Annotated in this window: 23 protein-coding genes; 3 read left to right on the forward strand and 20 right to left on the reverse strand. The window is 44.0% G+C overall.

The features are described from left to right. Nucleotides 1-31 precede the first annotated feature (31 nt). The 13 genes from LGO15_RS18040 to LGO15_RS18100 form a co-directional block, all read right to left on the reverse strand. Nucleotides 32-805 (reverse strand): glycosyltransferase family 2 protein, encoded by a 774-nt coding sequence (locus LGO15_RS18040; protein ID WP_226085452.1) that lies wholly within the window; start codon nucleotides 803-805, stop codon nucleotides 32-34. Next, complete coding sequence (locus LGO15_RS18045; RefSeq protein ID WP_167832754.1) at nucleotides 806-2,272, reverse strand: alkaline phosphatase family protein; 1,467 nt, start codon at nucleotides 2,270-2,272, stop codon at nucleotides 806-808. It abuts the gene before it with no gap. Then, nucleotides 2,269-3,189, reverse strand: coding sequence for a lysylphosphatidylglycerol synthase transmembrane domain-containing protein (locus tag LGO15_RS18050; RefSeq protein ID WP_167832753.1), 921 nt, complete (start codon nucleotides 3,187-3,189; stop codon nucleotides 2,269-2,271). The genes LGO15_RS18045 and LGO15_RS18050 overlap by 4 nt, the downstream gene beginning before the upstream one ends. After that, nucleotides 3,173-4,123: an NAD-dependent epimerase/dehydratase family protein gene (locus tag LGO15_RS18055; RefSeq protein WP_167832752.1), complete on the reverse strand. Its 951-nt coding sequence runs from the start codon at nucleotides 4,121-4,123 to the stop codon at nucleotides 3,173-3,175. Before LGO15_RS18055 ends, LGO15_RS18050 begins: the two co-directional genes overlap by 17 nt. Nucleotides 4,124-4,212: 89 nt before the next feature. Further along, on the reverse strand, nucleotides 4,213-5,430 hold the full coding sequence (locus LGO15_RS18060; protein WP_167832751.1) for a hypothetical protein: 1,218 nt from the start codon (nucleotides 5,428-5,430) through the stop codon (nucleotides 4,213-4,215). Nucleotides 5,431-5,656: 226 nt separating this feature from the next. Then, complete coding sequence (gene trxA / locus LGO15_RS18065; protein ID WP_041967575.1) at nucleotides 5,657-5,971, reverse strand: thioredoxin; 315 nt, start codon at nucleotides 5,969-5,971, stop codon at nucleotides 5,657-5,659. A 161-nt stretch (nucleotides 5,972-6,132) separates the two neighbouring features. Then, the gene (locus LGO15_RS18070) at nucleotides 6,133-7,110 is read right to left on the reverse strand and encodes an electron transfer flavoprotein subunit alpha/FixB family protein (protein WP_167832750.1); all 978 of its coding nucleotides are present in this window, start codon (nucleotides 7,108-7,110) and stop codon (nucleotides 6,133-6,135) included. 38 nt (nucleotides 7,111-7,148) lie between these two features. Further along, nucleotides 7,149-7,922, reverse strand: coding sequence for an electron transfer flavoprotein subunit beta/FixA family protein (locus LGO15_RS18075; RefSeq protein ID WP_167832749.1), 774 nt, complete (start codon nucleotides 7,920-7,922; stop codon nucleotides 7,149-7,151). A gap of 89 nt (nucleotides 7,923-8,011) precedes the next feature. Next, entirely contained in the window at nucleotides 8,012-8,785 is a 774-nt protein-coding gene (locus LGO15_RS18080) for an enoyl-CoA hydratase (protein ID WP_226085453.1), read from the reverse strand. A 128-nt stretch (nucleotides 8,786-8,913) separates the two neighbouring features. Beyond that, nucleotides 8,914-9,516, reverse strand: a complete 603-nt coding sequence (locus LGO15_RS18085; RefSeq protein ID WP_226085454.1) for a fatty acid metabolism transcriptional regulator FadR — start codon at nucleotides 9,514-9,516, stop codon at nucleotides 8,914-8,916. A gap of 219 nt (nucleotides 9,517-9,735) precedes the next feature. Beyond that, nucleotides 9,736-11,439 (reverse strand): long-chain-fatty-acid--CoA ligase, encoded by a 1,704-nt coding sequence (locus LGO15_RS18090; RefSeq protein ID WP_226085455.1) that lies wholly within the window; start codon nucleotides 11,437-11,439, stop codon nucleotides 9,736-9,738. A 567-nt stretch (nucleotides 11,440-12,006) separates the two neighbouring features. After that, entirely contained in the window at nucleotides 12,007-12,411 is a 405-nt protein-coding gene (locus LGO15_RS18095; protein WP_167832745.1) for a DUF350 domain-containing protein, read from the reverse strand. Between the two features lie 108 nt (nucleotides 12,412-12,519). Beyond that, nucleotides 12,520-14,877, reverse strand: a complete 2,358-nt coding sequence (locus tag LGO15_RS18100) for an endonuclease MutS2 (protein ID WP_226085456.1) — start codon at nucleotides 14,875-14,877, stop codon at nucleotides 12,520-12,522. A gap of 87 nt (nucleotides 14,878-14,964) precedes the next feature. Here LGO15_RS18100 and LGO15_RS18105 point away from each other — a divergent pair, with 87 nt between their 5' ends. Then, a complete protein-coding gene (locus LGO15_RS18105) occupies nucleotides 14,965-15,171 on the forward strand; it encodes a hypothetical protein (RefSeq protein ID WP_226085457.1) in 207 nt (68 codons plus the stop codon). A 146-nt stretch (nucleotides 15,172-15,317) separates the two neighbouring features. Here LGO15_RS18105 and polX read toward each other — a convergent pair whose 3' ends face one another. The 3 genes from polX to zapA form a co-directional block, all read right to left on the reverse strand. Then, nucleotides 15,318-17,039 carry a DNA polymerase/3'-5' exonuclease PolX gene (polX, locus tag LGO15_RS18110; RefSeq protein WP_226085458.1) on the reverse strand — a complete coding sequence of 574 codons (1,722 nt, stop codon included), beginning with the start codon at nucleotides 17,037-17,039 and terminating at the stop codon, nucleotides 15,318-15,320. 230 nt (nucleotides 17,040-17,269) lie between these two features. Next, nucleotides 17,270-17,812 carry a CvpA family protein gene (locus tag LGO15_RS18115; protein ID WP_167832742.1) on the reverse strand — a complete coding sequence of 181 codons (543 nt, stop codon included), beginning with the start codon at nucleotides 17,810-17,812 and terminating at the stop codon, nucleotides 17,270-17,272. 7 nt (nucleotides 17,813-17,819) lie between these two features. Then, entirely contained in the window at nucleotides 17,820-18,083 is a 264-nt protein-coding gene (gene zapA, locus LGO15_RS18120; RefSeq protein ID WP_371931994.1) for a cell division protein ZapA, read from the reverse strand. Between the two features lie 139 nt (nucleotides 18,084-18,222). Here zapA and rnhC point away from each other — a divergent pair, with 139 nt between their 5' ends. Next, nucleotides 18,223-19,152 (forward strand): ribonuclease HIII, encoded by a 930-nt coding sequence (gene rnhC, locus LGO15_RS18125; protein WP_226085459.1) that lies wholly within the window; start codon nucleotides 18,223-18,225, stop codon nucleotides 19,150-19,152. Nucleotides 19,153-19,199: 47 nt separating this feature from the next. On the opposite strand, the gene pheT is transcribed toward rnhC, so the two are convergent. The 4 genes from pheT to LGO15_RS18140 all read right to left on the reverse strand — a co-directional run bounded on the left by pheT (nucleotide 19,200) and on the right by LGO15_RS18140 (nucleotide 23,799). Further along, on the reverse strand, nucleotides 19,200-21,614 hold the full coding sequence (pheT, locus tag LGO15_RS18130; RefSeq protein ID WP_226085460.1) for a phenylalanine--tRNA ligase subunit beta: 2,415 nt from the start codon (nucleotides 21,612-21,614) through the stop codon (nucleotides 19,200-19,202). Nucleotides 21,615-21,633: 19 nt separating this feature from the next. Further along, on the reverse strand, nucleotides 21,634-22,671 hold the full coding sequence (gene pheS, locus LGO15_RS18135; RefSeq protein ID WP_167832739.1) for a phenylalanine--tRNA ligase subunit alpha: 1,038 nt from the start codon (nucleotides 22,669-22,671) through the stop codon (nucleotides 21,634-21,636). A gap of 115 nt (nucleotides 22,672-22,786) precedes the next feature. Beyond that, nucleotides 22,787-22,915, reverse strand: a complete 129-nt coding sequence (locus LGO15_RS24220) for a hypothetical protein (protein ID WP_264163766.1) — start codon at nucleotides 22,913-22,915, stop codon at nucleotides 22,787-22,789. 128 nt (nucleotides 22,916-23,043) lie between these two features. Beyond that, nucleotides 23,044-23,799 carry a TrmH family RNA methyltransferase gene (locus LGO15_RS18140; protein ID WP_226085461.1) on the reverse strand — a complete coding sequence of 252 codons (756 nt, stop codon included), beginning with the start codon at nucleotides 23,797-23,799 and terminating at the stop codon, nucleotides 23,044-23,046. 124 nt (nucleotides 23,800-23,923) lie between these two features. Here LGO15_RS18140 and sspI point away from each other — a divergent pair, with 124 nt between their 5' ends. Further along, a complete protein-coding gene (gene sspI, locus LGO15_RS18145) occupies nucleotides 23,924-24,139 on the forward strand; it encodes a small acid-soluble spore protein SspI (RefSeq protein WP_167832737.1) in 216 nt (71 codons plus the stop codon). The last annotated feature ends 60 nt before the right edge of the window (nucleotides 24,140-24,199 follow it).

The raw sequence follows: 24,199 nt of genomic DNA on the forward strand, positions 1-24,199 counted from the left end.
ATGATAATGATAATGATTATCATTTCTAATGTCAATCATATTTGATAATCGTCACTTTATTGTCACTATTTTCACTGCTTCTAAGTGGTGATTTTTTTTCTCCAGCAACCTTCGAAACCGGCCTGGTCATTTCCCGATACACAGCGGGCACGACATTCGTCATATATTTTTTGAATGAGATAAACGATGTCCCAGTTGTCCTTACTCGGTATTGTATCGGTACTTCCAGAACCCTGAATCCTTTTCTGACAAGGTTCAGCGTCAACACTTGAGCATAATTGTAATCATGGATGATTTCAGCATGTTCAAGGACTTTTCGAGAAAAAGCCCTCATCCCGGATTGGCCATCATACAGCCACTTCCTCAACAATAATGTTTGCAGGAAGGTGAAAAAATAGTTCCCCATCCTGCGATGAAATTTCATCCCTTTTATCGTTCCCATAAACCGGGACCCCATCGTATAATCTGCTTCCCCATTAATAATGGGTTTGACTATGTCAGTAATCTGCCATGCTGGGTACTCTCCATCCGCATCGATCATCACCCCGACGTCAGCACCCATTAGGAAGCATTCTTCTATTCCTTTTCGGACCGCGGCACCAAGGCCGCGGTTTTTTTCAAAGCTTATTATATGGTCGGCTCCTGCTTTTTTCGCTTCAGCAACAGTACTGTCCGTCGAACCATCATCAATGACCAAAACCTCCACTTTGTCTGCACCTTCGAAACGGCGCGGGATGTTTTCAATCACTTCCCCAATGGATTCTTCTTCGTTGAAAGCCGGCAAAAATACGATAACTTTACTCAATTACTTCTCATCCTTCTCTGCTTTTATTGCATCCATTAAAACTTTCCCTCTGCTGTTGGCCGGATATGGCGCACCCATCAAGTACGAAATCGTTGGTGCCAGTGAAACGAGGCTGTGTTTTTCCTGCACCTTATTTCCTTTGGCAATATGGGGACCATGCATGAAAAATGGAACGAACCTTTCACCTTCATCGAGGTGTCCATGACCACCGATGCCATCAGCCTGTCCGTGGTCCGCACAGACTACAAGTGTCGTGTTCTCCATCTTCCCTTCGCTTTCCAGCCATTGAACGAACTCTTGGACCAGCGCATCTGCTTCCTCGATTTTTTCAATATAATCATCATAAAGAACGCCGCGGCTGTGGCCAACCTGGTCCGTTCCAATCATTTGGACGATAAATAAGTCCGGGTCCTGTTCATCCATGATCTTTCTTGCCCTGGCAAGCATGTTTGTGTCTGCTTTATCCTTATGCATGACAGCGGTCACTGTCTCGACATCACTGCCCATCGCATCAACGAGGTGAGCAATGCCAAGGAGCCTCCCTCTTTTGCCCACCTTGCGAAGCGAGTCAAATATTGTTTCTGTATTAACTCCCAGTTTGTAGACCATATTCGATTTAATGCCATGTTCAAACGGATAGGTTCCAGTGAACATCGAACTAAAGCAAACAACAGTCCTTGCAGGATAGACTGTTTCCATATTCAAATACTCAGTGCCATTTTCTTTTAACTGATCGAGAAACGGTGTATTTGCTTCATAAAAGCGTTCCTTGCGCATCCCATCAATCACGATGACGATAACCTTATCGGACAGGCCATTCTCCGGTACTTCAGGTCCAGCGTCCTTCGTATAGCCCTCATAAGCCTTTGGCTTCCAGTCGAATAAATATCGGTGCAGGATAAAGGCAAAAAGAAGAACAAAGCCGTAAAATATGGCGATATCAAAGAACGGTAAATTTGCACCGGCGGTAAGGGTTCTGAACGACAGTTCCCAAAGAGAGAGCAGCAGGAATACTTTCGGGAGCTGTTCCTGGGCATTCCCGCTGGTTGAGTCACTATTCTTCAAAACTAGCTTCCAAAATCTCGTGAAGTTAAGCCAGGACGTACCGATCCTTAAGTGATAGTAAAGCGTTCCCCAGAAAAATACAGTGAAGAAAAAGTAAAGTCCAGCTGCAAATAACAGCAAATTAATATTGAGTTCAGGCCAGACAACCACAAAAACGATGAATGGTATCCACAAATAGTTTCTCAAAAAAAGTGGAAAATCATAAATAAAATAGATAATGAACAATGGAAGTACAGTAAGGAAGGCTAGTAAAAACTCCACCAAACTGTCCGGACTCCCAAACTCCCCAAGATGAAATAATACCATTGTGCCAACTGTGAAAATTGGCGTAAAAGGCTTCCCCTCATTAAGCAAATTCCAGCTTCGGGCCGCGAATTTTTCAAACTTTGAAGCACTTTTCATGATTCGTTGCCCCTTTCTCTAGTCCATTTTTTCAATAAATGCGCCGGTACAGGATAAGCTGCCAATGCAATCCCTCCGACAATGAAAGAAAATAAATATTTCAACCCATGCGTGATGACCGCTGCTGAGTAGGCATTCTCTGCAGCAATTCCATTTGCTCCTAAGGCAAAAACCATAATGGCCTCATAGCTGGCGATTCCTCCGGGGGTGATTTGGAAAATCTGCCCGGCAACGGTGATGCTGTTAACCCAAATTGCCTGTACAAAGCTGATGATGCTGCCCCCATTCAGTACGACACCATAAATCACTGCAGCTTCCAGGACCCAGCTTATTAGCGTCAATCCAATGATCCAGATTCCACGCCAGCCTGTGAAGGCATTTTTCATGATGCTTAATTGACTCTTAAAGAAAGCTTGGAATTTATAGTAAAGAAGTGCTGTGACAACAACTCCAATTGCTCCGGTCCATACCAACAGCTTTGCATTCACAGGCAGCTTAAGAAAAGCCAAACCCGCTGAAGCCATCCCGAATAAAATGACCGTATCCATAACTCGCAGAACAATCACAGAATTTAAAGCTGCTTGTCCAGTAATGTCAGGCTCCCTTGCTTTCATGACACCGATCCGCGCAAAATCTCCCGCTTTGACAGGGAGGAGGTGATTCAGCAGTAAGCTGTAAAACAATCCGTACATACAGGTTGAAAGCCTTACTCTACTATTCAAATAAAGCTTCCATGCCACTCCTCTTGCCAAAAAAGCGAAGGAATAACTGGTGAAAATGAATAACAGGATCCCAGGATTGGTTATGATGGCTTTTATTTCTCCCATGATCATGCCCACATCAAGAAGGTAAAACGTCATTATTAGAAATGCGATGATCAGCAGGATGGAGATCCATTTCTTAAAGGAAGTCTTCATACTGCTCTGCCCATGCCACAGTTTCTGCAATTCCTTGGCTTAAGTCCACCTCTGGTTCATACCCAAGCAATTCACGCGCCAGGGAAATATCAGCCCAGGTCCTATCTACATCTCCGGCGCGATTTTTTTCACGACGGATCTTCATATCAGGATAGTAGATCCGGAGCTCGTCCAATAGCTGGTCCATTGAAATTGGCCTGCCTGACCCGATATTGATGATGGCGCTTTGCTCTAAATTTTTCAGAGCAAGGCCCATGCCTTTCGCAATGTCACCTACATATGTATAATCGCGGGAACCACCCTGGCCAAAAATCGTGATCTCTTCGCTGCTTTTCAATTTCTTAATAAAATTGGCGATTGCCATATCTGGCCTTCCCCATGGACCGTATACGGTAAAAAACCTAAGGATTTTAACATCCATCCCATATAGATGGCCGTACACATGACAAAAGGATTCAGCGGCGTATTTAGAAGCTGCGTAAGGTGAGATCGGTTTGCCAACGGCCATCTCTTCCTTAAACGGTACATTCTTCATCATTCCATATACAGATGAGGAAGAAGCAAAAATGACCTGCTTCACTCCTGCCATTCCGGCACCTTCAAGTACGTTAACTGTAGCTTTCACATCATAATCTATGTATTCCAGTGGACGAAGAATTGAATAGGCGACTCCCGGCAGTGCCGCCAAATGCACAATCGCTTCTGGGGAAAATTTTTTGATGATGTTGATCATTTCATCTCGATCAAGAAGATCACATTGATAAAACTGAAATTCGCCAGCTTTTTTAATGATCTCTAGATGCTGCTTTTTTCTATCAACAGAATAGTAGGGATGCAAGTTATCGATGATGGCGACCTCATGCTGCTCCCTGAGCATTTTAACAGCAAAATGGCTTCCGATGAACCCTGCTCCTCCAGTAATTAATATCTTCAAGATGACACCTCTTTCTTCCTCAAGCCATTTTATCATAGTATTTCATGAAGAAAGAAAAAATAGAGCCGCATTGCTGCGGCTCCCATTTTTTAAAGCAAACCATCTACTGCTGAAATTACTGCGTCGCCCTTAGCTTTAGCATCTTCCGGCTTATTTTCCGCGATCGCGTTGTACCATGCTTCAGCATCCGCAAAAACTGCCTGAGCTTTTTCTTCACCTAATTTTTCATTCATCTGGCCTTGAAGCATCTTCAGGAACATGTTGCCTTCCATTGCGCTTACTTTAGCTTCTACCTGATTGTTCTCTGTTAACAGGTTCGGAGCTTTTTCATAGTAGCCTTTGATTTTACCAGCTACTGCTTTGGCGAACAAAGCATTTGTTTCTTCTGCTTTAATCGAAGCAGGATCAGTAGTATTAAGTGTGAAGAGTTTGTCTAACTGAGCCGCTGCAGCTTCGTCTCCACCGCCAAGTGAACCTTTGATTGCTTGATAAAAGCCCCATGCCTCAGCCTGCATGATGGAAAGTTCCTGCTTATCTTTTCCTTCTTTAGCTCCTGCTTCAATTTTCTCAGCATAAGATTTTGCTGCAAGGTAGTAGCTTCTGTAAATGGACTTATCAGTTACTTGTAGATATACCTGGAAATCTTCAGAATTACCAGCATTAAGCGCTTCTTCCTGAGCGGATAATCCTGAGTTAATGTTCTCGACTAGGCTTGCATCTCCGCTAAGCTCGTAATACTTATCACGTTTTTCAGCTGTTGGAATGAATACTTTTTCAGCCAGATGCTTAATTTGTGCGAATGCAAGATTTGCGTCTTCCTTCTGATCCTCAGTCAGTGCAGCTACAGCTTCTTTTTGAAGTGCCTTTTGGTTCTGGTAGAAATAAGATTGAATCGTTTTATCAGTCAATTGGACAGCGATAATTGGTTCCATTTCTCCGCTTTTTCCAGCAGTAAGTGCAGCTTGGATTGCCTGGTCAAATTCAGGATTAAGTTCTGCTACATCCTTTTGAAGACCTGCCTCATATTGTTGTTGTACGGTATCCCAGTTGACTTCCTTGTCTTCCTTCGCTTTAACAAGCTCTGCCATCATGTCAGCATATGCTGCAGCCTGCTTTGCAGCATCCGTATCCTCTATTTTCACTTCTTTTGTTTCTTCTGTGTTCTTATCTTCTGTTTCTTTATCAGTTTCTGCTTGCTTGTTTTCCTCTGGCTTTTCAGCTGTCTCGTCTCCTCCGCAAGCGGCCAATACTGTGCTTGCCATTAAGAAACTTGCGAAGATTGCTTTCAGGTGCTTTTTCTTGTTCATGTTTGAAATCCCCCTATGTAATGTGATTCATCTTTATAAATGATAATGATTTTCATTGACAATTGCTATTATAGTCGAGAATGATTATCACTGTCAACGAAGTTTATGAGAAAACTTTGACAAAGTATTGAACATTCGCATTTATTATGTCCAAAATGAGTGATCTCTTGAATGTAAAATAAAAAAACCCACCATTCAAAGGAATGGCGGGTTTTTTTCTCTAAGATTAGATATGCTGTTCCAGACGGCCTGCAAGTGCTTCTTTAGGCTGGAAACCGACTACTTTATCAACCGGTTGGCCATCTTTAAGGACAAGCAATGTTGGGATACTCATGATGCCGTATTGAGCTGCTGTTTGCTGATTGTCATCAACATCAAGCTTTACGATTTTTACTTTATCGCCCATTTCTGAATCTAATTCTTCAAGTACAGGAGCGATCATTTTACATGGGCCGCACCAAGGTGCCCAAAAGTCAACAAGCACTAGGCCTGATCCTGTTTCGTTAGCAAAAGTTGCGTCAGTAGCATGTGTAATAGCCATTTGAATGCCTCCTAAATAATCTGAATACTAACGTCAGTATATCATCGTTTACCAATTGATGCTATTTATCTGCTCTTGTTGTAATTTACCCTTTTCACATATGAATATTCCTGTAAAAATTGAAAAACGGACGTTGTTGACGTCCGTTTTCATGTGTTATTTTAAGCATTTACTTTAAGTTTTTTGAACTCTTCAGTAAGCATTGGAATGACTTCGAATAAATCGCCTACGATACCGTAGTCTGCAACTTTGAAAATATTTGCTTCAGGGTCTTTGTTGATTGCGACAATGACCTTGGAGTTGGACATTCCGGCAAGGTGCTGGATTGCTCCTGAGATACCGGCAGCGATATATAAGTCTGGAGTTACAACTTTACCCGTCTGGCCGATTTGCAGTGAATAATCACAGTAGTCGGCATCACATGCACCACGTGAGGCTCCTACAGCTCCGCCAAGAACGTCAGCAAGTTCCTTCAACGGCTCGAAGCCTTCTTCGCTCTTCACACCGCGTCCGCCTGCTACGACAACTTTTGCTTCAGAAAGGTCTACACCTTCAGTAGCTTTACGGACAACATCTTTAATGATCGTTCTCAAGTCTTTGATTTCTGCAGAGACTGTTGAAACCTCTCCGGATTTACCTGCATCTTTTTCCAATGGAGCGATGTTGTTTGGACGGATTGTCGCAAACACTAGTCCATCAGTAACAATCTTCTTTTCGAAGGCTTTACCAGAATAGATTGGACGAGTGAAAACAAGGTTGCCGCCTGCTTCTTCAACCGCTACCGAGTCCGAAATCAGGCCGGAACCCAATTTGCTTGCGATTTTAGGTGCAAGGTCTTTTCCAAGTGATGTATGGCCAAAAATGATACCTTCAGGGCTTTCCTGTTCTATCACAGCCATCAATGCTTGTGAAAAACCATCTGGTGTATATTGTGCAAGCTTGGCATCTTCTACTGCCACAACTTTGTCAGCACCATACTGGTATAGGTCGTTTCCTAAAGAACTTACAGACTCTCCGATTAAAACTCCAACTACTTCTCCGCCCTCAGCAACTGTTTTTGCAGCTGCGATCGCTTCGAAGGAAACGTTTCTAAGTTGTCCGTCACGTGCTTCACCCAATACTAATACTTTTCTCGCCATTTGATTTACCTCCTGCGTATTTATTCTTCCTTTATGTGTTAAACGACTTTCGCTTCTGTGTGAAGCAGGTTGACAAGTTCCTTAACCTGGTCAGCAAGTTCGCCTTGTAGGACTTTTCCTGCCTCTTTTTGCGGAGGAAGATAAATTTCGATAGTCTTTGTCTTAGCTTCTACATCGTCCTCATCCAAATCAAGATCATCAAGCTCAAGCTCATCAAGCGGCTTTTTCTTTGCTTTCATGATTCCTGGAAGAGATGGATAGCGAGGCTCATTCAGACCCTGTTGTGCAGTTACAAGAACAGGAAGGCTTGTCTCAATGACTTCTGAATCCCCTTCTACGTCTCTAGTAATCGTAGCAGTAGTTCCGTTGATTTCTAGTTTCGTGATCGTTGTTACATAAGGCATTCCCAGCTGTTCAGCAACACGAGGTCCTACCTGGCCAGAACCGCCATCGATTGCGACATTTCCGCCAAGGATCAAGTCAACTTCTTTATCCTTTAGGTATTCAGCAAGGATTTTTGCAGTTGTGAACTGGTCACCGTCTTCAACGTCATCCTCGATATTGATCAATACTGCTTTGTCCGCTCCCATAGCTAACGCTGTGCGCAGTTGCTTCTCTGTTTCTTCATTGCCTACAGAAACGACAGTAACTTCGCCGCCGTGAGCATCCCTTACTTGGATCGCTTCCTCAATCGCATACTCATCATAAGGATTGATGATGAACTCAGCGCCATCTTCATTGATCTTGCCGTTTGCGATTGTGATTTTTTCTTCTGTATCGAATGTCCTTTTCATTAGAACGTAGATATTCATTTGTTCCCCTCCTAAGTATTCAAACATTTTAGCTGTTCTAAAGATTAGAAAAATTTATTTCAAAAAAATTTTATTGCTAAAAGGTTTGCTTATCTGCCTTTAAAATCAGGCGACCTTTTTTCCAAGAATGCCTGGATTCCCTCTTGGCCGTCCTCAGACAAGAAGACATCGCCAAAGTACTTGGCTTCTTCCTTAACTCCTTTGTAAAAGGACTCATGCTTGGAATAATTCAATAGTTTAATAGCTGCCCCAAGGGAAACTGGACTCTTTTTCGCAATTTTCCCAGCAAGCTTGTATGCGTTTTCAAGCAACTGTTCTTCTGGGTAAGCATGGTTGGCCAATCCATACTGGACAGCTTCCACACCTGTGATCGGGTCGCTCGTAAACAGCATTTCGGCGGCTCTTGCAACACCTACATATCTCGGCAGTCGCTGGCTGCCTGCAAACCCGGGAATCAATCCAAGCTGCAGCTCTGGTAATCCCAATTTCGCATTCTCTGCTACCAGGCGGAAATGGCATGCCATTGCAAGCTCCAGTCCGCCGCCCAATGCTGCGCCGTGAATGGCAGCGATAATAGGCTTTGGAAAATGCTCCATGCGCTCGAAAAGGTCCTGGCCATACTCAGCGAGTTTGGCAAAATCTTCACCGGTTTTAATGGTGGTGAATTCTTTGATATCTGCACCTGCAGAGAAGAACCTTCCTTCACCGTGGATTAAAACTACCCTGATTTCTTCATTCCCCTCGATCTCATCCAATACTCCTGAAAGTTCTTTCAGCAGCCCGGATGCAAGGGCATTCGCCGGCGGACGGTCAATCGTAATCGTTGCGATCCTGTCCTCCGAAGACCATTTAAGATATTCCACATTTTCCCCTCCTTTTACATGAAGGCAGGTTTCGCATCATGGATATCTCCTTTCTGCGAAACATGCCTATTTACCCTGCCTTTTCTGCCTCAGGCATTCGAAGTGCCGGAAAGTCAGGAAAGACGTGATTAAAGGACCGGTTTGGTGTCCTGGTAACCGCAGCCGTTTATCAACAGCTGGTGTACCGCTTTAGCCAGGTCAGTAAGATTGTATTTCTGTTCATTCATTACCCATGAAGTCGCAGTTTCATCCACTGTACCAAAAATCATCTGCCTTGCAAGACGCAAATCAAGGGAGCTTGAAAACTCACCATTCTCTATGCCTTCCAAAATGATTTTGTCGATCAGCATTAAGTAGCCCTTAAGCACCTCGTTGATTTTATGTCTGAGGTCCTTATTTGACTGCCTTAGCTCCAGCTGGGTTACAATTGCAAGATGCCGGTCATCTGATAGAATCTTGAAATGTGTTTCGACCAACATATATAATTTCTCTGTTGCTGTTTGTTTTCCTGCAATTTTTTCTTCAATACTTCCCACGAAGTAACCCATTTTCTCCTGGAACAGAGAAATCAGTATGTCTTCTTTATTTTTGAAATACAAATAAATGGTCCCATCAGCCACTCCAGCCTGCTTTGCTATTTTAGACACCTGCGCCTGGTGGTAGCCGTTTTCTGCGATAATGACCACTGCTGCGTCAATTATTTGCATATATTTCGGCTTGTTCTTCTTCATTTCTTTCACTCCCGCTCCAGGAAAAGCACAAGCATTAAATGCTACAGCGGCACACTCCCGTTTACGATTTTTTGTCTGCAATACTATTTACTGAATGAATCGTCATTCATATTTTTATAATAGTATTTCACTCACACTTCTGTCAAGGAAATGTGTTTCATTTGGACAAGCCTTCTTTTTCAAAAAGAAAGAGCCGATATTGGGAGCCGGCTTTTAAAATTAAGCTCGCTTCTGCTGGTCTTCCTGATTCTTTGCTTTCTCTTCATCTACCAATGCTCTTCTGAGAATTTTACCTACCGCGGTCTTTGGGAGTTCTGCCCTGAATTCATATAATCTTGGCACCTTGTATGCAGCAAGATGCTTTCTGCAATATTCATTCAGTTCTTCCTCCGCCGCTTGGGCACCATCCTTAAGAACGATATATACTTTTACCGTTTCACCTCGATAAGGATCCGGTATGCCTGCTGCAACTACTTCCTGAACAGCTGGATGCTCATAAAGTACTTCTTCGATCTCACGCGGGTAAATGTTAAATCCTCCGGCAATGATCATATCCTTCTTCCTGTCAACAATGTAGAAATATCCTTCCTCGTCCATATAGCCAAGGTCTCCAGTCAGCAGCCAGCCATCCTTGAGCACTTGCTCTGTTTCTTCCGGCCTGTTCCAGTAACCCTTCATTACCTGCGGACCTTTAACGGCAATCTCTCCAACTTCCCCAGGAGGCAGCGGTTCACCTGTTTCCATTGATAGAACAACAGAATCAGTATCTGGCCAAGGTACACCAATGCTCCCTTTCACCCGTTTTTTATCCCAAAGGAAATTCGCATGTGTGACAGGGGATGATTCCGTTAGGCCATACCCTTCAACAAGCTTCCCACCGGTGATCTGTTCGAATTTCTCCTGTACCTCGACCGGCAGTGGAGCAGAACCGCTAATACAGGAATCAATTGACGATAAATCGTATTTTTTCAAGTCCGGATGATTCAGCAGACCGATATAAATGGTTGGTGCTCCCGGAAACAATGTAGGCTTCTGCTTCTGGATTGTCTTTAATGTAGTTTCAGGATCGAACTTCGGCAATAGGACCATTTTAGATCCCTGCATTACCGATAGAATCAGGACAGCGGTCATTCCATAGACATGGAAGAAAGGCAGGATTCCCAGGACGGTCTCTTCACCTTCTTTGCATTTGTACAGCCAGGCATTGCTCATTGCCGCATTCGCAATCAGGTTTTTATGAGTCAGCATGACCCCTTTTGGAAACCCAGTTGTTCCACCGGTATATTGCAATAATGCCAGGTCTTCTTCGAAATCCATCTCATATTCTTTGATATTTCCAGCCGGATTTTTCATGATCTCGGTAAAAAGATGATTCTGGCCTTCATGCTTCACGTTTACAATGATGCCATATTGTTTTTTCTGGATGAATGGATAGACAAGATTTTTAGGGAAAGGAAGATAGTCCTTGATAGCGGTTACAATTACATTCTCTAAATCCGTGTTTGCGATGACCTTTGACACCCTAGGGAATAAAATGTCGAGCGTGATGATGGCTTTAGCCCCAGAGTCCTTCATCTGGTATTCAAGCTCCCGCTCCATATACAGAGGGTTTGTTTGGACGACAATTCCGCCGGCCATCAGGATTGCATAGTAACTGATGATAGACTGAGGAGTATTCGGGAGCATGATCGCTACCCTGTCCCCTTTTTCGATTCCCAGGTCCTGCAAATAAGCAGCCAGCTTTTTTGCATAGTTGTAGACTTGCTTATATGTCAGTTCTTTGCCCATGAAGTGGATTGCGATCTTCTCAGGGTATTTTTCAGCAGTATGCTTCAAATAGTCCTGGACCGTTGCTTCCTTAAGATCCAAATGAGCTGGGATTTCTGGAGGATATTGCGACAGCCATGGCTTTTCAACTTCCATCTTGTTGCCTCCTTATTTAAAATTTTTTGAAAATTCTATCTCCCATTATAATATAATGGTCTTTTTATGACAATTAGAATAGTTTTTTGGAGGATTATAGGGACAAACTACCATATGCCTTGCCTGAGTCCGGTCTTATCTTTCTTCTTTTTAGGAAAAAACAAATCGATAACAAGGCGACTTTTATAGTTATTAAACCAAAACTATCTTGTTATCGATTTTCGTGGAGGTATGAATTCATAAGCGGAGAATTTCCTGCTATTTTACAAAATAGCGCTTAAGAAGCAGAAATAAGCGGAGATGTTCCGGTTAAGTGCTATAAAAAGGGTAAAATCAAACGATCTAGAGTAAATAAACGGAAAAAATCCCCTTATTTTTAAGGAAATAAGGGGATCTTCCAATTCTAATGGAATTTTTCCGTTTAATTTCAAATACTATGAAATCAACTATCAGTCATAACAAATTCCTATACAAAAAAAATCATATAAACAATGCCAACTAAGAGGAATACTCCACATAGAATCAGCAATATTTTAGCCAGTTTTTCCACTCTTTTAGATCCCCCTGTTAAATTCCTGCGCCGATGATATATGAAAGGCCGATTGAAATGACCATGGAGATCAGGCCGACTGCTCGGTTGTCGCTTTCTATTTCTTTATCGATGTTGAACTTTGGTGTCAGGAATTCAAAAATAAAGTACCCGATCAAAAGCAGGACAAAGCCGAAAACTCCCCAACTGATCATCGTGAGCAGTGAATCATGCTGATTGATGGAATGGCGGAATATATTAGCTACACCAAAGATTTTTCCGCCTGTGGCCATCGCGACGGAAATATTGCCTTTTTTGATTTCTTCCCAATTGCGATATTTGGTCACTAGTTCAAAAACAGCAAGGAATACCACGATGCAGAGAATCGATACACTGTAGTAACCAGCTGTCACTATAAATTCATTTTCCCAAAAACGGTTCATATCCATTCTCCCTGATAATAATTTACCCCAACGCCTATTATATAGTCTTCAGACAGGAATTTACATTTATTTAAGATTTTTTCGGAACCTTAATTAACAGAGCGCAATCTACTTAAATTCTACTACCGTCACACCTGTTCCGCCTTCTCCTGCATCTCCAAACCTTATTTTCTTGACAGAGCGATGGTTGCGAAGGTATTCCTGGACTCCCTGTCTTAAAGCTCCAGTTCCTTTTCCGTGGATGATATTGACTCGCGGATAGCCGGCCAGCAAGGCATCATCGATGTATTTCTCCACTCTCATCAGAGCATCTTCATATCTCTCCCCCCGGAGGTCTAGTTCAAGGCCAACGTGGAAGTCCTTGCCCTTAACGATTGCGATTGGCTTTGTTTCAACCGGCTTCGGAGTATTGATATATTCCATATCAGATTCTTTCACTTTCATCTTGAGAATGCCAATCTGGACTTGCCATTCTTTCGCATTAACACGCTCGACAAGATGGCCTTTTTGGTCAAATGTCAGAACCTTGACTTCATCCCCTTGCTTGAACTCGTGTTTTGCAGGTTTCGCTTTGCCGCCGCCTTTTTTTCCCTGGCTGAGCTCAGGAGTCGCCTCGCTAAGTCGCCTTTTGGCGTCGATCAATTCATGTTCTTTGATTTCGGCTCCTTTTTCAAGCCGCAGCTTGCGAAGGTCGCGGATGATTTCTTCCGCTTCTTCCTTTGCTTTTTCGACAATCGATGCTGCTTTTCCTTTTGCCTTTTCTGCTAACTGATCTTTCTTCTCATAATACTCTGCCATCTGTTTTTGCAGATCCTTATGCAGCTTTTCTGCATCCTTCAGCAACTGGTGTGCCTCATCACGTTCTCGTTCCGCCTGCTTCCTGCTGGATTCAAGGGAAGCAATCATATTTTCGACTTCATTGCTGTCAGCGCTGATATAGGACCTTGCTGTATTGATGACAGATTCTCTCAAGCCAAGCCTTTTTGAAATTTCGAAGGCATTGCTTCGGCCTGGGACTCCAATCAATAATTTATAGGTCGGGCTCAGTGTCTCGACATCAAATTCAACACTGGCATTGATGACGCCTTCCCGGTTGTAGCCATAAGCCTTTAACTCTGGATAGTGAGTTGTCGCAATCACTCTAGCTCCGCGATGATACACCTCGTCCAGTATCGAGATTGCAAGGGCAGCTCCTTCCTGAGGATCCGTTCCGGCACCCAGTTCATCAAATAGTACCAGGCTATTGTGATCAACTTTTTCCAGGATTTCAACGATATTGACCATATGAGATGAGAAGGTACTCAGACTTTGCTCAATCGACTGTTCGTCGCCGATATCTGCATAAACCGAGCCAAAAACAGCCACTTCAGATCCATCAAGTGCGGGAATCTGCAAGCCTGCCTGTGCCATAAGCGTACAAAGTCCGACTGTTTTTAAAGTAACGGTCTTACCCCCAGTATTCGGACCGGTGATGACAATCGTCGTATAATCACTGCCTAAAGTGACGCTATTAGGGACTACTTCGTCCATCGAAATCAATGGATGCCTTGCCTGAAAAAGGTTGATGCGCCCCTCATCATTGACATTTGGTTTGGAACCTTTAATCTTGCTTCCGTATCGAGCCTTCGCAAACATAAAATCAAGCTCACCCATGATGCTGACAATTTCAAGAAGCTCATCATGGTGTTCAGCAGTAACTGCTGATAGCTCTGCGAGGATTCTTTCGATTTCCTGCTGTTCTTTCACACGGATGCTTTGAAGTTCGTTATTCAGCTGGACAACAGATTGGGGCTCAATGAACAACGTCTGTCCTGATGAGCTTTGGTCATGGATGATCCCGCCATAATGTCCGCGATATTCCTGTTTAACAGGAATGACGAATCGGTCGTTCCTGATGGTGATGATGGCATCCGAGAGCATTTTGGATGCGTTGGATGAACGAATCATGCTTTCTAATTTTTCACGAACCCTTGCTTCTCGCGTACGCATCTGCTGGCGGAGCGACCTTAGTGCTTCACTCGCACCGTCCAGAACTTCGCCGCCCTCATCGATGGCATTCCGGATGGATTCTTCCAAATGAGCGAGCACGATGATTCCATCTGTATAGTTCAATAAAATAGGGACTTCGGTCACTTCCTGCAAATCGTCGACAAATCGTTTCATCTGCCTGCTTGCGTGCACAGTGCTTGCCACCTGCACCAATTCCAGAGGACTTAGCATCCCGCCAATCTGGGCTCTTTTCACATGTGGCCTTATATCATGAATGCCGCCTAACGGAACATTCCCTTTCAATCTTAGAACCTTAGCTGCTTCATCTGTCTCTTCCTGCAAACGGGATACTTCTCCGTAATCGACCGAAGGCATCAAAGCGACGGCCTTTTCCCGTCCTAATGAAGATGATACATGTTCAATCAGCTGGTTCCTGATTTTATCAAATTCAAGTGTTTTTAAAACTCGCTGCTGCACAAAAATTTCCTCCTTCTTCTCAATCGAAGGTTATTAGAAAAGCGTAAGCGCCTTGGTCAGCCCTGACAAGCGCTGGAGGGCCTGACAGTGAAGTCGCTCTTTGACTTCATTGGCAGGACCGAAATCGAAAAGTATAGCCGACTGTCCAGAAACACAGAAACTGGAGATTCCGACAAAGAAGCGCTTTTTGCTTCTGGCGGCGGAGTTGAAGTTTCGGAGTTTCTAGAAGGCGACACTAGACAATTCGAAAAGCGGAGGCGACTGCCCAACTCCGACAAGCGTTGGAGGGCCTGACAGTGAAGTCGCTCTTTGACTTCATTGGCAGGACCGAAACGTCTCGAGGAGTTAGGAGCCGCAGCTAGACAAGCGTCTCGAAGGGCTAGGCGCTGGAGCTAGACATTACTCCAAGAGCATTTAAATCATCTTGTTTAAAAGTCCCTTTATTTATTCCGGCCGTGCAGGAAATCTAGCAATCCGTTCAGGTCCAATGCATTCAGAACGGATGATTCCTTAACCCAGCCTTTTCTTGCGGCTGTTACGCCTATTTTCATATGCTCTAACGTGTCCACTTTATGTGCATCCGTATTGATGACAAGCTTGACTCCTTCATCCTGAGCTTTCCTTAAATATTCAGATGCAAGGTCAAGTCTGTTCGGATTAGCGTTCAGTTCGAGAGCTGTATTCGTTTCTTTCGCCAGCTGAATCAGCATGTCGATATCAACTGAATATCCCTCACGCCTTCCGATCAGCCTTCCGGTCGGGTGAGCAATGATATCAACATGAGCATTGACAAGCGCCGTCTTCAAACGGTTCATGATTTTATCGGTTGGCTGGGAAAAGGAAGAGTGGATCGATGCAATGACCAAATCAAGGTCAGCAAGCAAATCATCTTCAAAATCCAATGTACCATCCGGCAGGATATCCATTTCAATCCCTGTCAAAATTGTGAAATCATCGAACTTCTTGTTCAGTTCCTTCACTTCTTCAATTTGCTTCCTAAGGCGTTCCGGCGTCAGACCGTTTGCTACCTTCAAATACTGAGAATGATCAGTGATCGCCATGTATTTATAGCCTCTTGCGATACAATCTCTGGCCATTTCCTCAATTGAATGGCCGCCATCGCTCCATGTGGAATGCATATGGAGATCGCCTTTTATAGCATCAAGGGTTACGAGTTTCAAATCTTCTTTATATAATTCGACTTCTGAACCATCTTCCCTTAACTCTGGCGGGATGAAAGGAAGCCCGAAATACTGGTAAAAGTTCTCTTCGGATTTGAATGTGGTGATTTCACCTGATTCTACATTCTCCACGCCATATTCGCTGATCTTCTCTCCTTTTTCCTTCGCAAGCTGCCTCATTCTCACATTGTGGTCCTTTGAGCCAGTGAAATGATGAAGGGCAGTTGCGAATTCTTCTGGATCCACAAGGCGAAAATCGACGTTCACATCATAATCAAGCCCAAGAGTGACCGAAACCTTCGTGTCCCCAGCCGCGATAATCTCTTTGATATTCGGCAGCTTGACCAGTTCATCCTTCACAGCCAGTGGTTTTTTCGACGCAATGATAAAGTCCAGATCCTTGATCGTCTCTCTCATCCTGCGCAGGCTGCCAGCTTTTGAAAATCGTTCGATATCCTCTATCTTTTGAAGATATGATTCGATTAATTCCGAAACAGGAAGCATATAGGCAAGCGGCAATCGATCTGGCCTTGTGCCGAAGTTTTCGATTGCAGCAAGTATTTTTTCTTCCGATTTTTTGCCAAAGCCTGCAAGATCACGAATCTTACCTGCCTTCGCTGCCTCCTCAAGATCATGGATATTCTCTACACCCAATTCTTTATACAGCTTGGCAATCTTTTTGCCGCCCATTCCCGGCAGTTGAAGAAGCGGGATTAGCCCGCTCGGTACTTCTCCCTGTAATTCCTTGAGTTCTGTTGATTCCCCTGTTTCCATGAATTCCTGAATGACACCAGCTGTCCCCTTTCCAATCCCTTTTAGCTCAGTGAGCTCGCCCATTTCGGACATGCTTCGCTCATCGCCCTCAAGAGCTGCTGCGGCCTTACGGAAAGCCGAGACTTTGAATGGATTTTCACCTTTCAGTTCCATATATATAGCAATCGTTTCAAGTAATTGTACGATATCTTTTTTATTAACAGACATGATGTACACCTGCCTTTTAAATTTTCTCGACCGGAATATGCCGGACGCAGTCATTGTCTTCTATTTTATAGAAAACAAGCCCTGCTGTGAAATCAAATGAAAAATTTCAGGGTGAAGATTTTATAACATCGTGTTATTAAGCGGTTTTCGGCATGATTCTTTCATAAGCGCAATGGCCAGGCTTTTGGATATCCCCATGTAAAAGAAAAAACTTCTCCGCAACAGAGAAGTTATGCAGCCACGTATTCAATCCATAGTTGTTTAATTTGCTGGGAAAATACTGGGGTATTTTTTATGATATTTTCGGCTAAAATTGAATCGTTTAGCGGTCCCTGTATTGCCTGGATTGGCAGTAAGGCAGCGATATACAAGACGATGAACAAGAGCAGGTATACTTCAACAAAACCAAGGAGACCGCCTGCCCAGACGTTCAATTGCTTAAGTACTGGAAGGTGCGCGACAAAATCCAGCATTGAACCGATGATCTGCAGCAGGATTTTCACAGCGAAGAAGATCGCGGCAAAAGCAATTGCCCGATAATATGCATCTTCTAAATTGGCATTCTCAAATAACAGATTCAAAGTCGAATTGCTGCCAAGGTTTGGATATGGAATCCACAAAGTCAGCTTTGGCGCCAACTGGTCATAATATATGTACGCAACGATGAAGGCCGCGATGAATCCAGCCAAATGGATGGTTTGCAGGATGAACCCCCTTTTCAATCCTACAATGAAGCCAATAAGCAAAATAGCTAATACAGCAAGATCAAGCATGCATTTTTCAGTCCTTTAACCTTTTAATTTCCGCTTCGAGCGATTCAACACGATCTTTCATTTTTATGTAATCATTAACGGCATTCACAGCAGTTAATACGGCTAATTTACTAGTATCAAGTGAAGGATTCGCTGAGCCGATCTCACGCATTTTATCATCTACCATCGAGGCAATGAGCCGGATATGGCTGGTGCTTTCTGTGCCGACGATCGTATATTGCTGTCCGTATATATCGACAGTCGACTTATTTTTTTTTGTGTCTGACAACATTTATGCCCCCATTCATAAGAATCCTATTTTATACTATAACATGAACGTAAAAGGCTGGGAAGTACTTGCCTGTCAGATCAGTATGATTTTTGGAAGAAAATGTCTAACTTTGAAAATAGAAAACAGGGAGTGTAGAGCAATGGGAAATAGTGTCCTTCAGAAAAGTCCGGAAGAAGTCAAAAAGATGAAAGAATATTATAGTAAGTATCTAATTGATAAACTTCCGCCTGGCAGCGTCTTTGCCGCAAAAACACCTTCCTGTGCCATCACTGCCTATAAATCAGGAAAAGTATTATTCCAGGGTAAAGACGGAGAGACCGAGGCAGCAAGATGGGGAACGGCTCTTGCGCCTTCTGTTAAAAAAACGACGGCAGCAGTGCCAGGTTCCCATTTACCCAAAAATATCAGCGAAATGTCCATCATTGGTTCAGACGAGGTTGGCACTGGCGACTTTTTCGGCCCGATCACGGTTGTTGCGGCCTACGTCAGGCGTCAGGACATCCCTGTATTAAAGGAACTCGGTGTTCAGGATTCAAAGAATCTTAAAGATGACAAGATCATTGAGATTGCCAGGCAGCTTGTCACCTTTTTGCCCCATAGCCTGCTGACTCTGCATAATGAAAAGTACAACCAGATGCAGATGAAGGGCATGTCTCAGGGGAAAATGAAAGCTTTGCTGCATAACCAGGCGATCAACCATGTGCTTGAAAAAATCGCCCCTGAAAAGCCTGAAGCGATTTTGATCGATGAATTTGCGAAAGAGCAAATCTATTACGCCCACTTGAAAGGTCAAAGGAAGATTATCAGGGAAAATGTCCTTTTCAGCACAAAAGCCGAAGGAATCCATCTAGGAGTCGCTGCAGCATCGATGATTGCCCGCTACGCCTTTGTCCGCCATTTCGAAAACCTTAGCAAACGCGCAGGATTCACGATTCCAAAAGGTGCAGGCGCAGCTGTCGATAAAGCTGCTGCAAGGCTCATCCTCGACAAAGGAATAGATGTACTGCCAGAATTCGTTAAGCTTCACTTCGCCAATACGGAAAAAGCGAAGAAGATCGCGAGAATATAAAGAATTGAGCCATATGAAAAAGGCAGCCCTCGGGCTGCCTTTTAAATTTATCCTCTTAATACTGCTCCAGCTTTTTCTTCAAGAGCTGCAAGGACTTTATTATGAGCTTTTGCAATGTCTTCATCTGTCAGTGTTTTTTCCGGATCGAAGTATTTCAGGGAGAATGCCAGTGATTTCTTGCCTTCATCCATTTTTTCACCTTCGTATAGGTCGAAAACAATTACTTCTTTTAATAAAGATCCACCAGCTTCAGTGATGACCTTCTCCAGGTCGCCCGCAGCAGTTCCTTTATCAACAACAAGGGCAATATCCCTTGAGACTGATGGGAAACGTGGGATTGCTGTGTACTGTAACGGTGCTGTTTCTGCTTCCAGTAGAGCTTTAAGAGAAAGTTCGAATACATAAGTCTCTTTCAGATCGAGTGATTTTTGCATAGTTGGATGAACCTGACCAATGAAGCCGATAGTCTTGCCATTCAGCAAGATGTCAGCCGTACGGCCCGGGTGCAATCCATCAAGCTCAGCCTTCACGAAACCTAACTGACGATCTAGGCCAAGCTTTGAGAATAAACCTTCCACGATTCCTTTTAGGACAAAGAAATCAACAGGCTTCTTCTCTCCCTGCCATGGATGACTTTCCCACAGGCCAGTAATGGCTGCAGCAAGATGTTCGCGTTCTTCCGGAAGCTCTTCATTACTGGTTTTCAGGAAGACTGCGCCTGTTTCATAAACAGCGATACTTTCCATCTGGCGGGCATTATTGTATTTTAATACTTCGAGCAGCTGTGGCACGATGCTTAAGCGCAACAGGCTGCGGTCTTCACTCATCGGCATTGCCAGCTCAACAGGCTCGCGTTTATCCAATGCGTATTGTGTTGCTTTTTCCGCGCTTGTAAGAGAATATGTCACCGCCTGGTAAAGACCTGCGCCTTCCATGTAGCGGCGGACAACGCGGCGCTTTTTCTGGTATTCAGAAAGATGACCAGGTGTTGACTGACCTTCAGGAAGGGTTGTCGGCAGATTGTCATAGCCATATAGACGGCCGACTTCTTCTACTAGATCCTCTTCAATCGTGATGTCCCCACGGCGCGTAGGTACCGTTACTGTAATTGTGTCATTGTCGACAGAAGTTTCGAATTTCAGGCGGGCAAAAATATCCTCAACCTGCTTCATTTCTAGATCGGTACCCAATACTTTATTGATTTTTCCAAGAGAGATTGAAACAACTGCTGGCTTCACATTAAGTGATTCTGCTTCCACTTTGCCGCCAAGCACTTCCCCGCCGCACAGCTCAATCATCAATTCCGCTGCGCGTTCTGCAGCCGGACGTACTCTTTCAGGATCAACGCCTTTTTCATAGCGTGAGCTTGCTTCGCTTCGCAAACCATGGTCCTTTGAAGCCTTTCGGATTGCTCCTCCTGTGAAATAAGCAGATTCCAACATAACAGTCGTAGTGTCACTGCTTACTTCGGAATTTGCTCCGCCCATAACACCTGCAAGTGCCACTGGCTCTGTACCGTTCGTGATGACCAGGTGTTCTGGAGTCAACGTGCGTTTCACATCATCAAGCGTTTCAATTACCTCTCCGTCCTTCGCGCGGCGGACAAGAATTTCTTTTGAACCGAGCTTATCGTAATCGAATGCGTGAAGCGGCTGTCCGTACTCCAATAAAATGAAGTTCGTGATATCAACAACGTTATTGTGAGGGCGGATGCCAGCAGCCATCAATCTTGTTTGCAGCCACACCGGTGATGGACCCACTTTTACATTCTTGATCACTTTTGCAACATAGAGAGGGTTATCTTCTTTTGCTTCGACACTTACGCTGATATAGTCACTAGCCAGCTCTGAAGATGTTTCAGGCTGCGGGTTGGGCAACTTGATTTCCTTGCCAAGAATCGCTCCAACCTCATACGCAACACCAAGCATGCTCATCGCATCAGCACGGTTTGGCGTCAAGCCAAGCTCAAGGATTTCGTCATCCCTGTTTAGGACTTCCAGCGCGTCCTGCCCGATTTCTGTGTCAGGAGTGAAATTGTAAATACCCTCAGCATACTCCTTCGGTGCCAATTTGCCTTCGATACCAAGCTCCTGTAGCGAGCAAATCATCCCATGGGATTCTTCACCGCGAAGCTTTGCTTTTTTAATTTTGAAATTGCCTGGTAAAACAGCACCTACTGTCGCAACGGCAACCTTCTGTCCTTTGCCGACATTAGGCGCACCGCAAATAATTTGAACCTGTTCACCGTTTCCAAGGTCAACGAGTGTTTTGTTCAATTTTTCTGCATTTGGGTGCTTCTCGCATTCAAGGACACGGCCGACAACTACGCCCTTCAAACCTTCATTTAGTTTTTCAACGCCTTCTACCTCGATGCCGCTTTTCGTGATTTTTTCAGCGAGCTCTTCAGCAGATACGCTTTCCAAATCGATATATTCCTGCAGCCATTTATATGATACCAACATGGTTTTGCCCTCCTAATACTTATTCTTCAACTGAAAATTGCTTCAAGAAACGGACATCGTTTGTATAGAAATGACGGATGTCATCGACTCCATACTTGAGCATAGCGATTCGCTCAGGTCCCATTCCAAATGCAAAGCCAGTGTATTTCTTCGAATCATATCCAGCCATTTCCAGCACGTTCGGATGGACCATCCCAGCTCCGAGAATCTCAATCCAGCCAGTTCCCTTACATACGCTGCAGCCTGATCCGCCACATATCTTACAGGAAATATCCATTTCGACAGATGGCTCTGTGAAAGGGAAGAAGCTAGGACGCAGACGGATTTCGCGGTCTTCGCCAAACATTTTCTTTGCAAAAACTTCTAGCGTGCCTTTTAGGTCGCTCATTCTCACGTTCTCATCAACGACAAGTCCCTCAATCTGCATGAACTGGTGGGAGTGTGTTGCATCATCGTTATCACGGCGATATACCTTGCCCGGACAAATGATTTTTACAGGACCCTTGCCCTGATGCTTTTCCATCGTCCTTGCCTGAACAGGAGATGTATGTGTACGCATTAATGTTTCTTCTGTGATATAGAAGGAATCCTGCATATCACGCGCTGGATGCCCCTTCGGAAGGTTCAATGCTTCAAAGTTATAGTAGTCTTTTTCAACTTCCGGGCCTTCTTCCACTGTGTAACCCATGCCGATGAAAAGATCCTCGATTTCTTCGATGATGCTTGTAAGCGGATGATGGCTGCCAGTCTTAACAGGTCTGCCAGGGAGGGTAACATCAATTTCTTCAGCTGCTAATTGTTTTTGGACAGCTGCTTCTTCAAGTTCCTGTTGTTTCACTTCAATTTGGCCGGAAATCGCATCGCGGACTTCGTTAGCCAGAGCACCCATTTTCGGTCTTTCTTCCGCCGATAATTTGCCCATTCCTTTTAGCACTTCTGTGATTGGACCCTTTTTCCCTAAATAGGAAACGCGAATATCATTCAATTCTTTAAGGTCAGCTGCTGCGGACACTTTTTCAAGAGCCTCAGCCTGCAGTTCTTTTAAACGATCCTGCATATTAAATCCTCCTTCAATTTCTTTTTTTGAACACAAAAAGACCCCATCCCTGATAAAGGGACGAGGTCTGAGGTTTCGCGGTACCACCCTTTTTAACAGGCAATACAGTTATGTATTACGTGTTCGCTTCATTGAGATAACGGCTTTGTGCCGATACATCTTTACGCTTTGTGAAAAAGCGGTCCCGATGCCAACTCTGGAGGTGAACTTCGCCTGCCTGCTCCATAAAAATGCTTCCAGTCATCGGCATTTTCTCCCTTGATGGCCAGCTTCAAGCTACTCTTCTCCGTCATCGTTTTTGAAATATTAATTTTGCTGTTTATTATATTATAATCTTGGCGCAGTATCAAATGGTTTTAAGAAAAAACGAGCCTAATTTGCTGTTTTCAAATAATATAGCAAGATACCTGCGGCAACTGCTACATTCAGGGACTCGCTTTGTCCGTAAATCGGGATATAGAGGTTCTGTGTTGTTTGCGCCAAAAGCTCTTTGTTAACACCGCTTCCTTCATTCCCAACGAGCAGGGCAAACGCTTCGTTTACGGTTGCCTCTGTAAAAACAACTCCGTTTTCTAGGGCGGTTCCATAAACCGGAATGTTTTTATCTTTCAGCTCAGTGATCCATTCGGATAGATCCCCGCTTACAACCGGCAAATGGAAGTGGCTTCCCTGGGCTGATCGCAGAACCTTTGGATTATAGATATCGACACTACCCTTCCCGACAACGACTGTTTCAATCCCGGCTGCATCGGCTGTCCTGATCATCGTGCCAAGGTTGCCCGGATCCTGGACAGAATCGATCAGTAAATAGCTTTTTCCTTTGTTTAACGTCTGTTTGGACTGCCTGCATACAGCAAATATTCCCTGTGTTGTCTCCGTATCAGCAAGCTGCCTGCTGATTTCATCCGTTACAACCGTTACTGGGATGGAACCGTAATCAAGACCTGGCGGCAACTCCGTTTTTTCGCTTAAAATGATTTCTTCAACATCCTCATTTTTCGTAAGTGCTTCTTCAACTAAATGGAAGCCCTCGACAAGAAACAGACCAGACTTGTCACGTTCCTTCCGCGTCAGCAATTTCTTCCATTGTTTTACTTGTGGATTCTTATCAGATTGAATATACTTCAACACTGGCTCTCCTTTAATATGGCTTGTTCAATTTTACTATTATAGCTCAAAATAGATACATAATAAAACCAAAATTGCAAAACCTATAACCAGTAATGGAAATTTGAAAGGAGTTTGAGCAAGGATGAACCTTAACCTAAGAAATGCTGTCATTTCAAACGTAGCAGGAAATTCACAGGATGAACTGAAAGATACAATTGTAGATGCAATCCAGAACGGTGAGGAAAAAATGCTTCCGGGACTTGGAGTTTTGTTCGAAGTAATCTGGCAGAACGCCTCTGAGGATGAAAAGCAGGAAATGCTGAATGCACTGGAAGATGGTTTGAAAGGTAAGCAATAAATAAGGAAGGACTCCTTTTGAGGAGTTCTTTTTTTAGCTCTTTTTTTAAATTCATGCTTT

This window comes from Mesobacillus sp. S13 (assembly GCF_020422885.1).
GTDB classification, from domain to species: Bacteria; Bacillota; Bacilli; order Bacillales; family Cytobacillaceae; genus Mesobacillus; species Mesobacillus selenatarsenatis_A.

What these genes read in the sequence shown, in the direction of transcription:
- LGO15_RS18045 (WP_167832754.1), bottom strand. Translation starts at nt 2,272, where the DNA reads ATGAAAAGTGCTTCAAAGTTTGAAAAATTCGCGGCCCGAAGCTGGAAT.
- LGO15_RS18050 (WP_167832753.1), bottom strand. Translation starts at nt 3,189, where the DNA reads ATGAAGACTTCCTTTAAGAAATGGATCTCCATCCTGCTGATCATCGCA.
- LGO15_RS18060 (WP_167832751.1), bottom strand. Translation starts at nt 5,430, where the DNA reads ATGAACAAGAAAAAGCACCTGAAAGCAATCTTCGCAAGTTTCTTAATG.
- trxA (WP_041967575.1), bottom strand. Translation starts at nt 5,971, where the DNA reads ATGGCTATTACACATGCTACTGACGCAACTTTTGCTAACGAAACAGGA.
- LGO15_RS18070 (WP_167832750.1), bottom strand. Translation starts at nt 7,110, where the DNA reads ATGGCGAGAAAAGTATTAGTATTGGGTGAAGCACGTGACGGACAACTT.
- LGO15_RS18075 (WP_167832749.1), bottom strand. Translation starts at nt 7,922, where the DNA reads ATGAATATCTACGTTCTAATGAAAAGGACATTCGATACAGAAGAAAAA.
- LGO15_RS18085 (WP_226085454.1), bottom strand. Translation starts at nt 9,516, where the DNA reads ATGAAGAAGAACAAGCCGAAATATATGCAAATAATTGACGCAGCAGTG.
- LGO15_RS18090 (WP_226085455.1), bottom strand. Translation starts at nt 11,439, where the DNA reads ATGGAAGTTGAAAAGCCATGGCTGTCGCAATATCCTCCAGAAATCCCA.
- LGO15_RS18095 (WP_167832745.1), bottom strand. Translation starts at nt 12,411, where the DNA reads ATGAACCGTTTTTGGGAAAATGAATTTATAGTGACAGCTGGTTACTAC.
- polX (WP_226085458.1), bottom strand. Translation starts at nt 17,039, where the DNA reads ATGTCTGTTAATAAAAAAGATATCGTACAATTACTTGAAACGATTGCT.
- LGO15_RS18115 (WP_167832742.1), bottom strand. Translation starts at nt 17,812, where the DNA reads ATGCTTGATCTTGCTGTATTAGCTATTTTGCTTATTGGCTTCATTGTA.
- zapA (WP_371931994.1), bottom strand. Translation starts at nt 18,083, where the DNA reads ATGTTGTCAGACACAAAAAAAAATAAGTCGACTGTCGATATATACGGA.
- rnhC (WP_226085459.1), top strand. Translation starts at nt 18,223, where the DNA reads ATGGGAAATAGTGTCCTTCAGAAAAGTCCGGAAGAAGTCAAAAAGATG.
- pheT (WP_226085460.1), bottom strand. Translation starts at nt 21,614, where the DNA reads ATGTTGGTATCATATAAATGGCTGCAGGAATATATCGATTTGGAAAGC.
- pheS (WP_167832739.1), bottom strand. Translation starts at nt 22,671, where the DNA reads ATGCAGGATCGTTTAAAAGAACTGCAGGCTGAGGCTCTTGAAAAAGTG.
- LGO15_RS24220 (WP_264163766.1), bottom strand. Translation starts at nt 22,915, where the DNA reads ATGACTGGAAGCATTTTTATGGAGCAGGCAGGCGAAGTTCACCTCCAG.
- sspI (WP_167832737.1), top strand. Translation starts at nt 23,924, where the DNA reads ATGAACCTTAACCTAAGAAATGCTGTCATTTCAAACGTAGCAGGAAAT.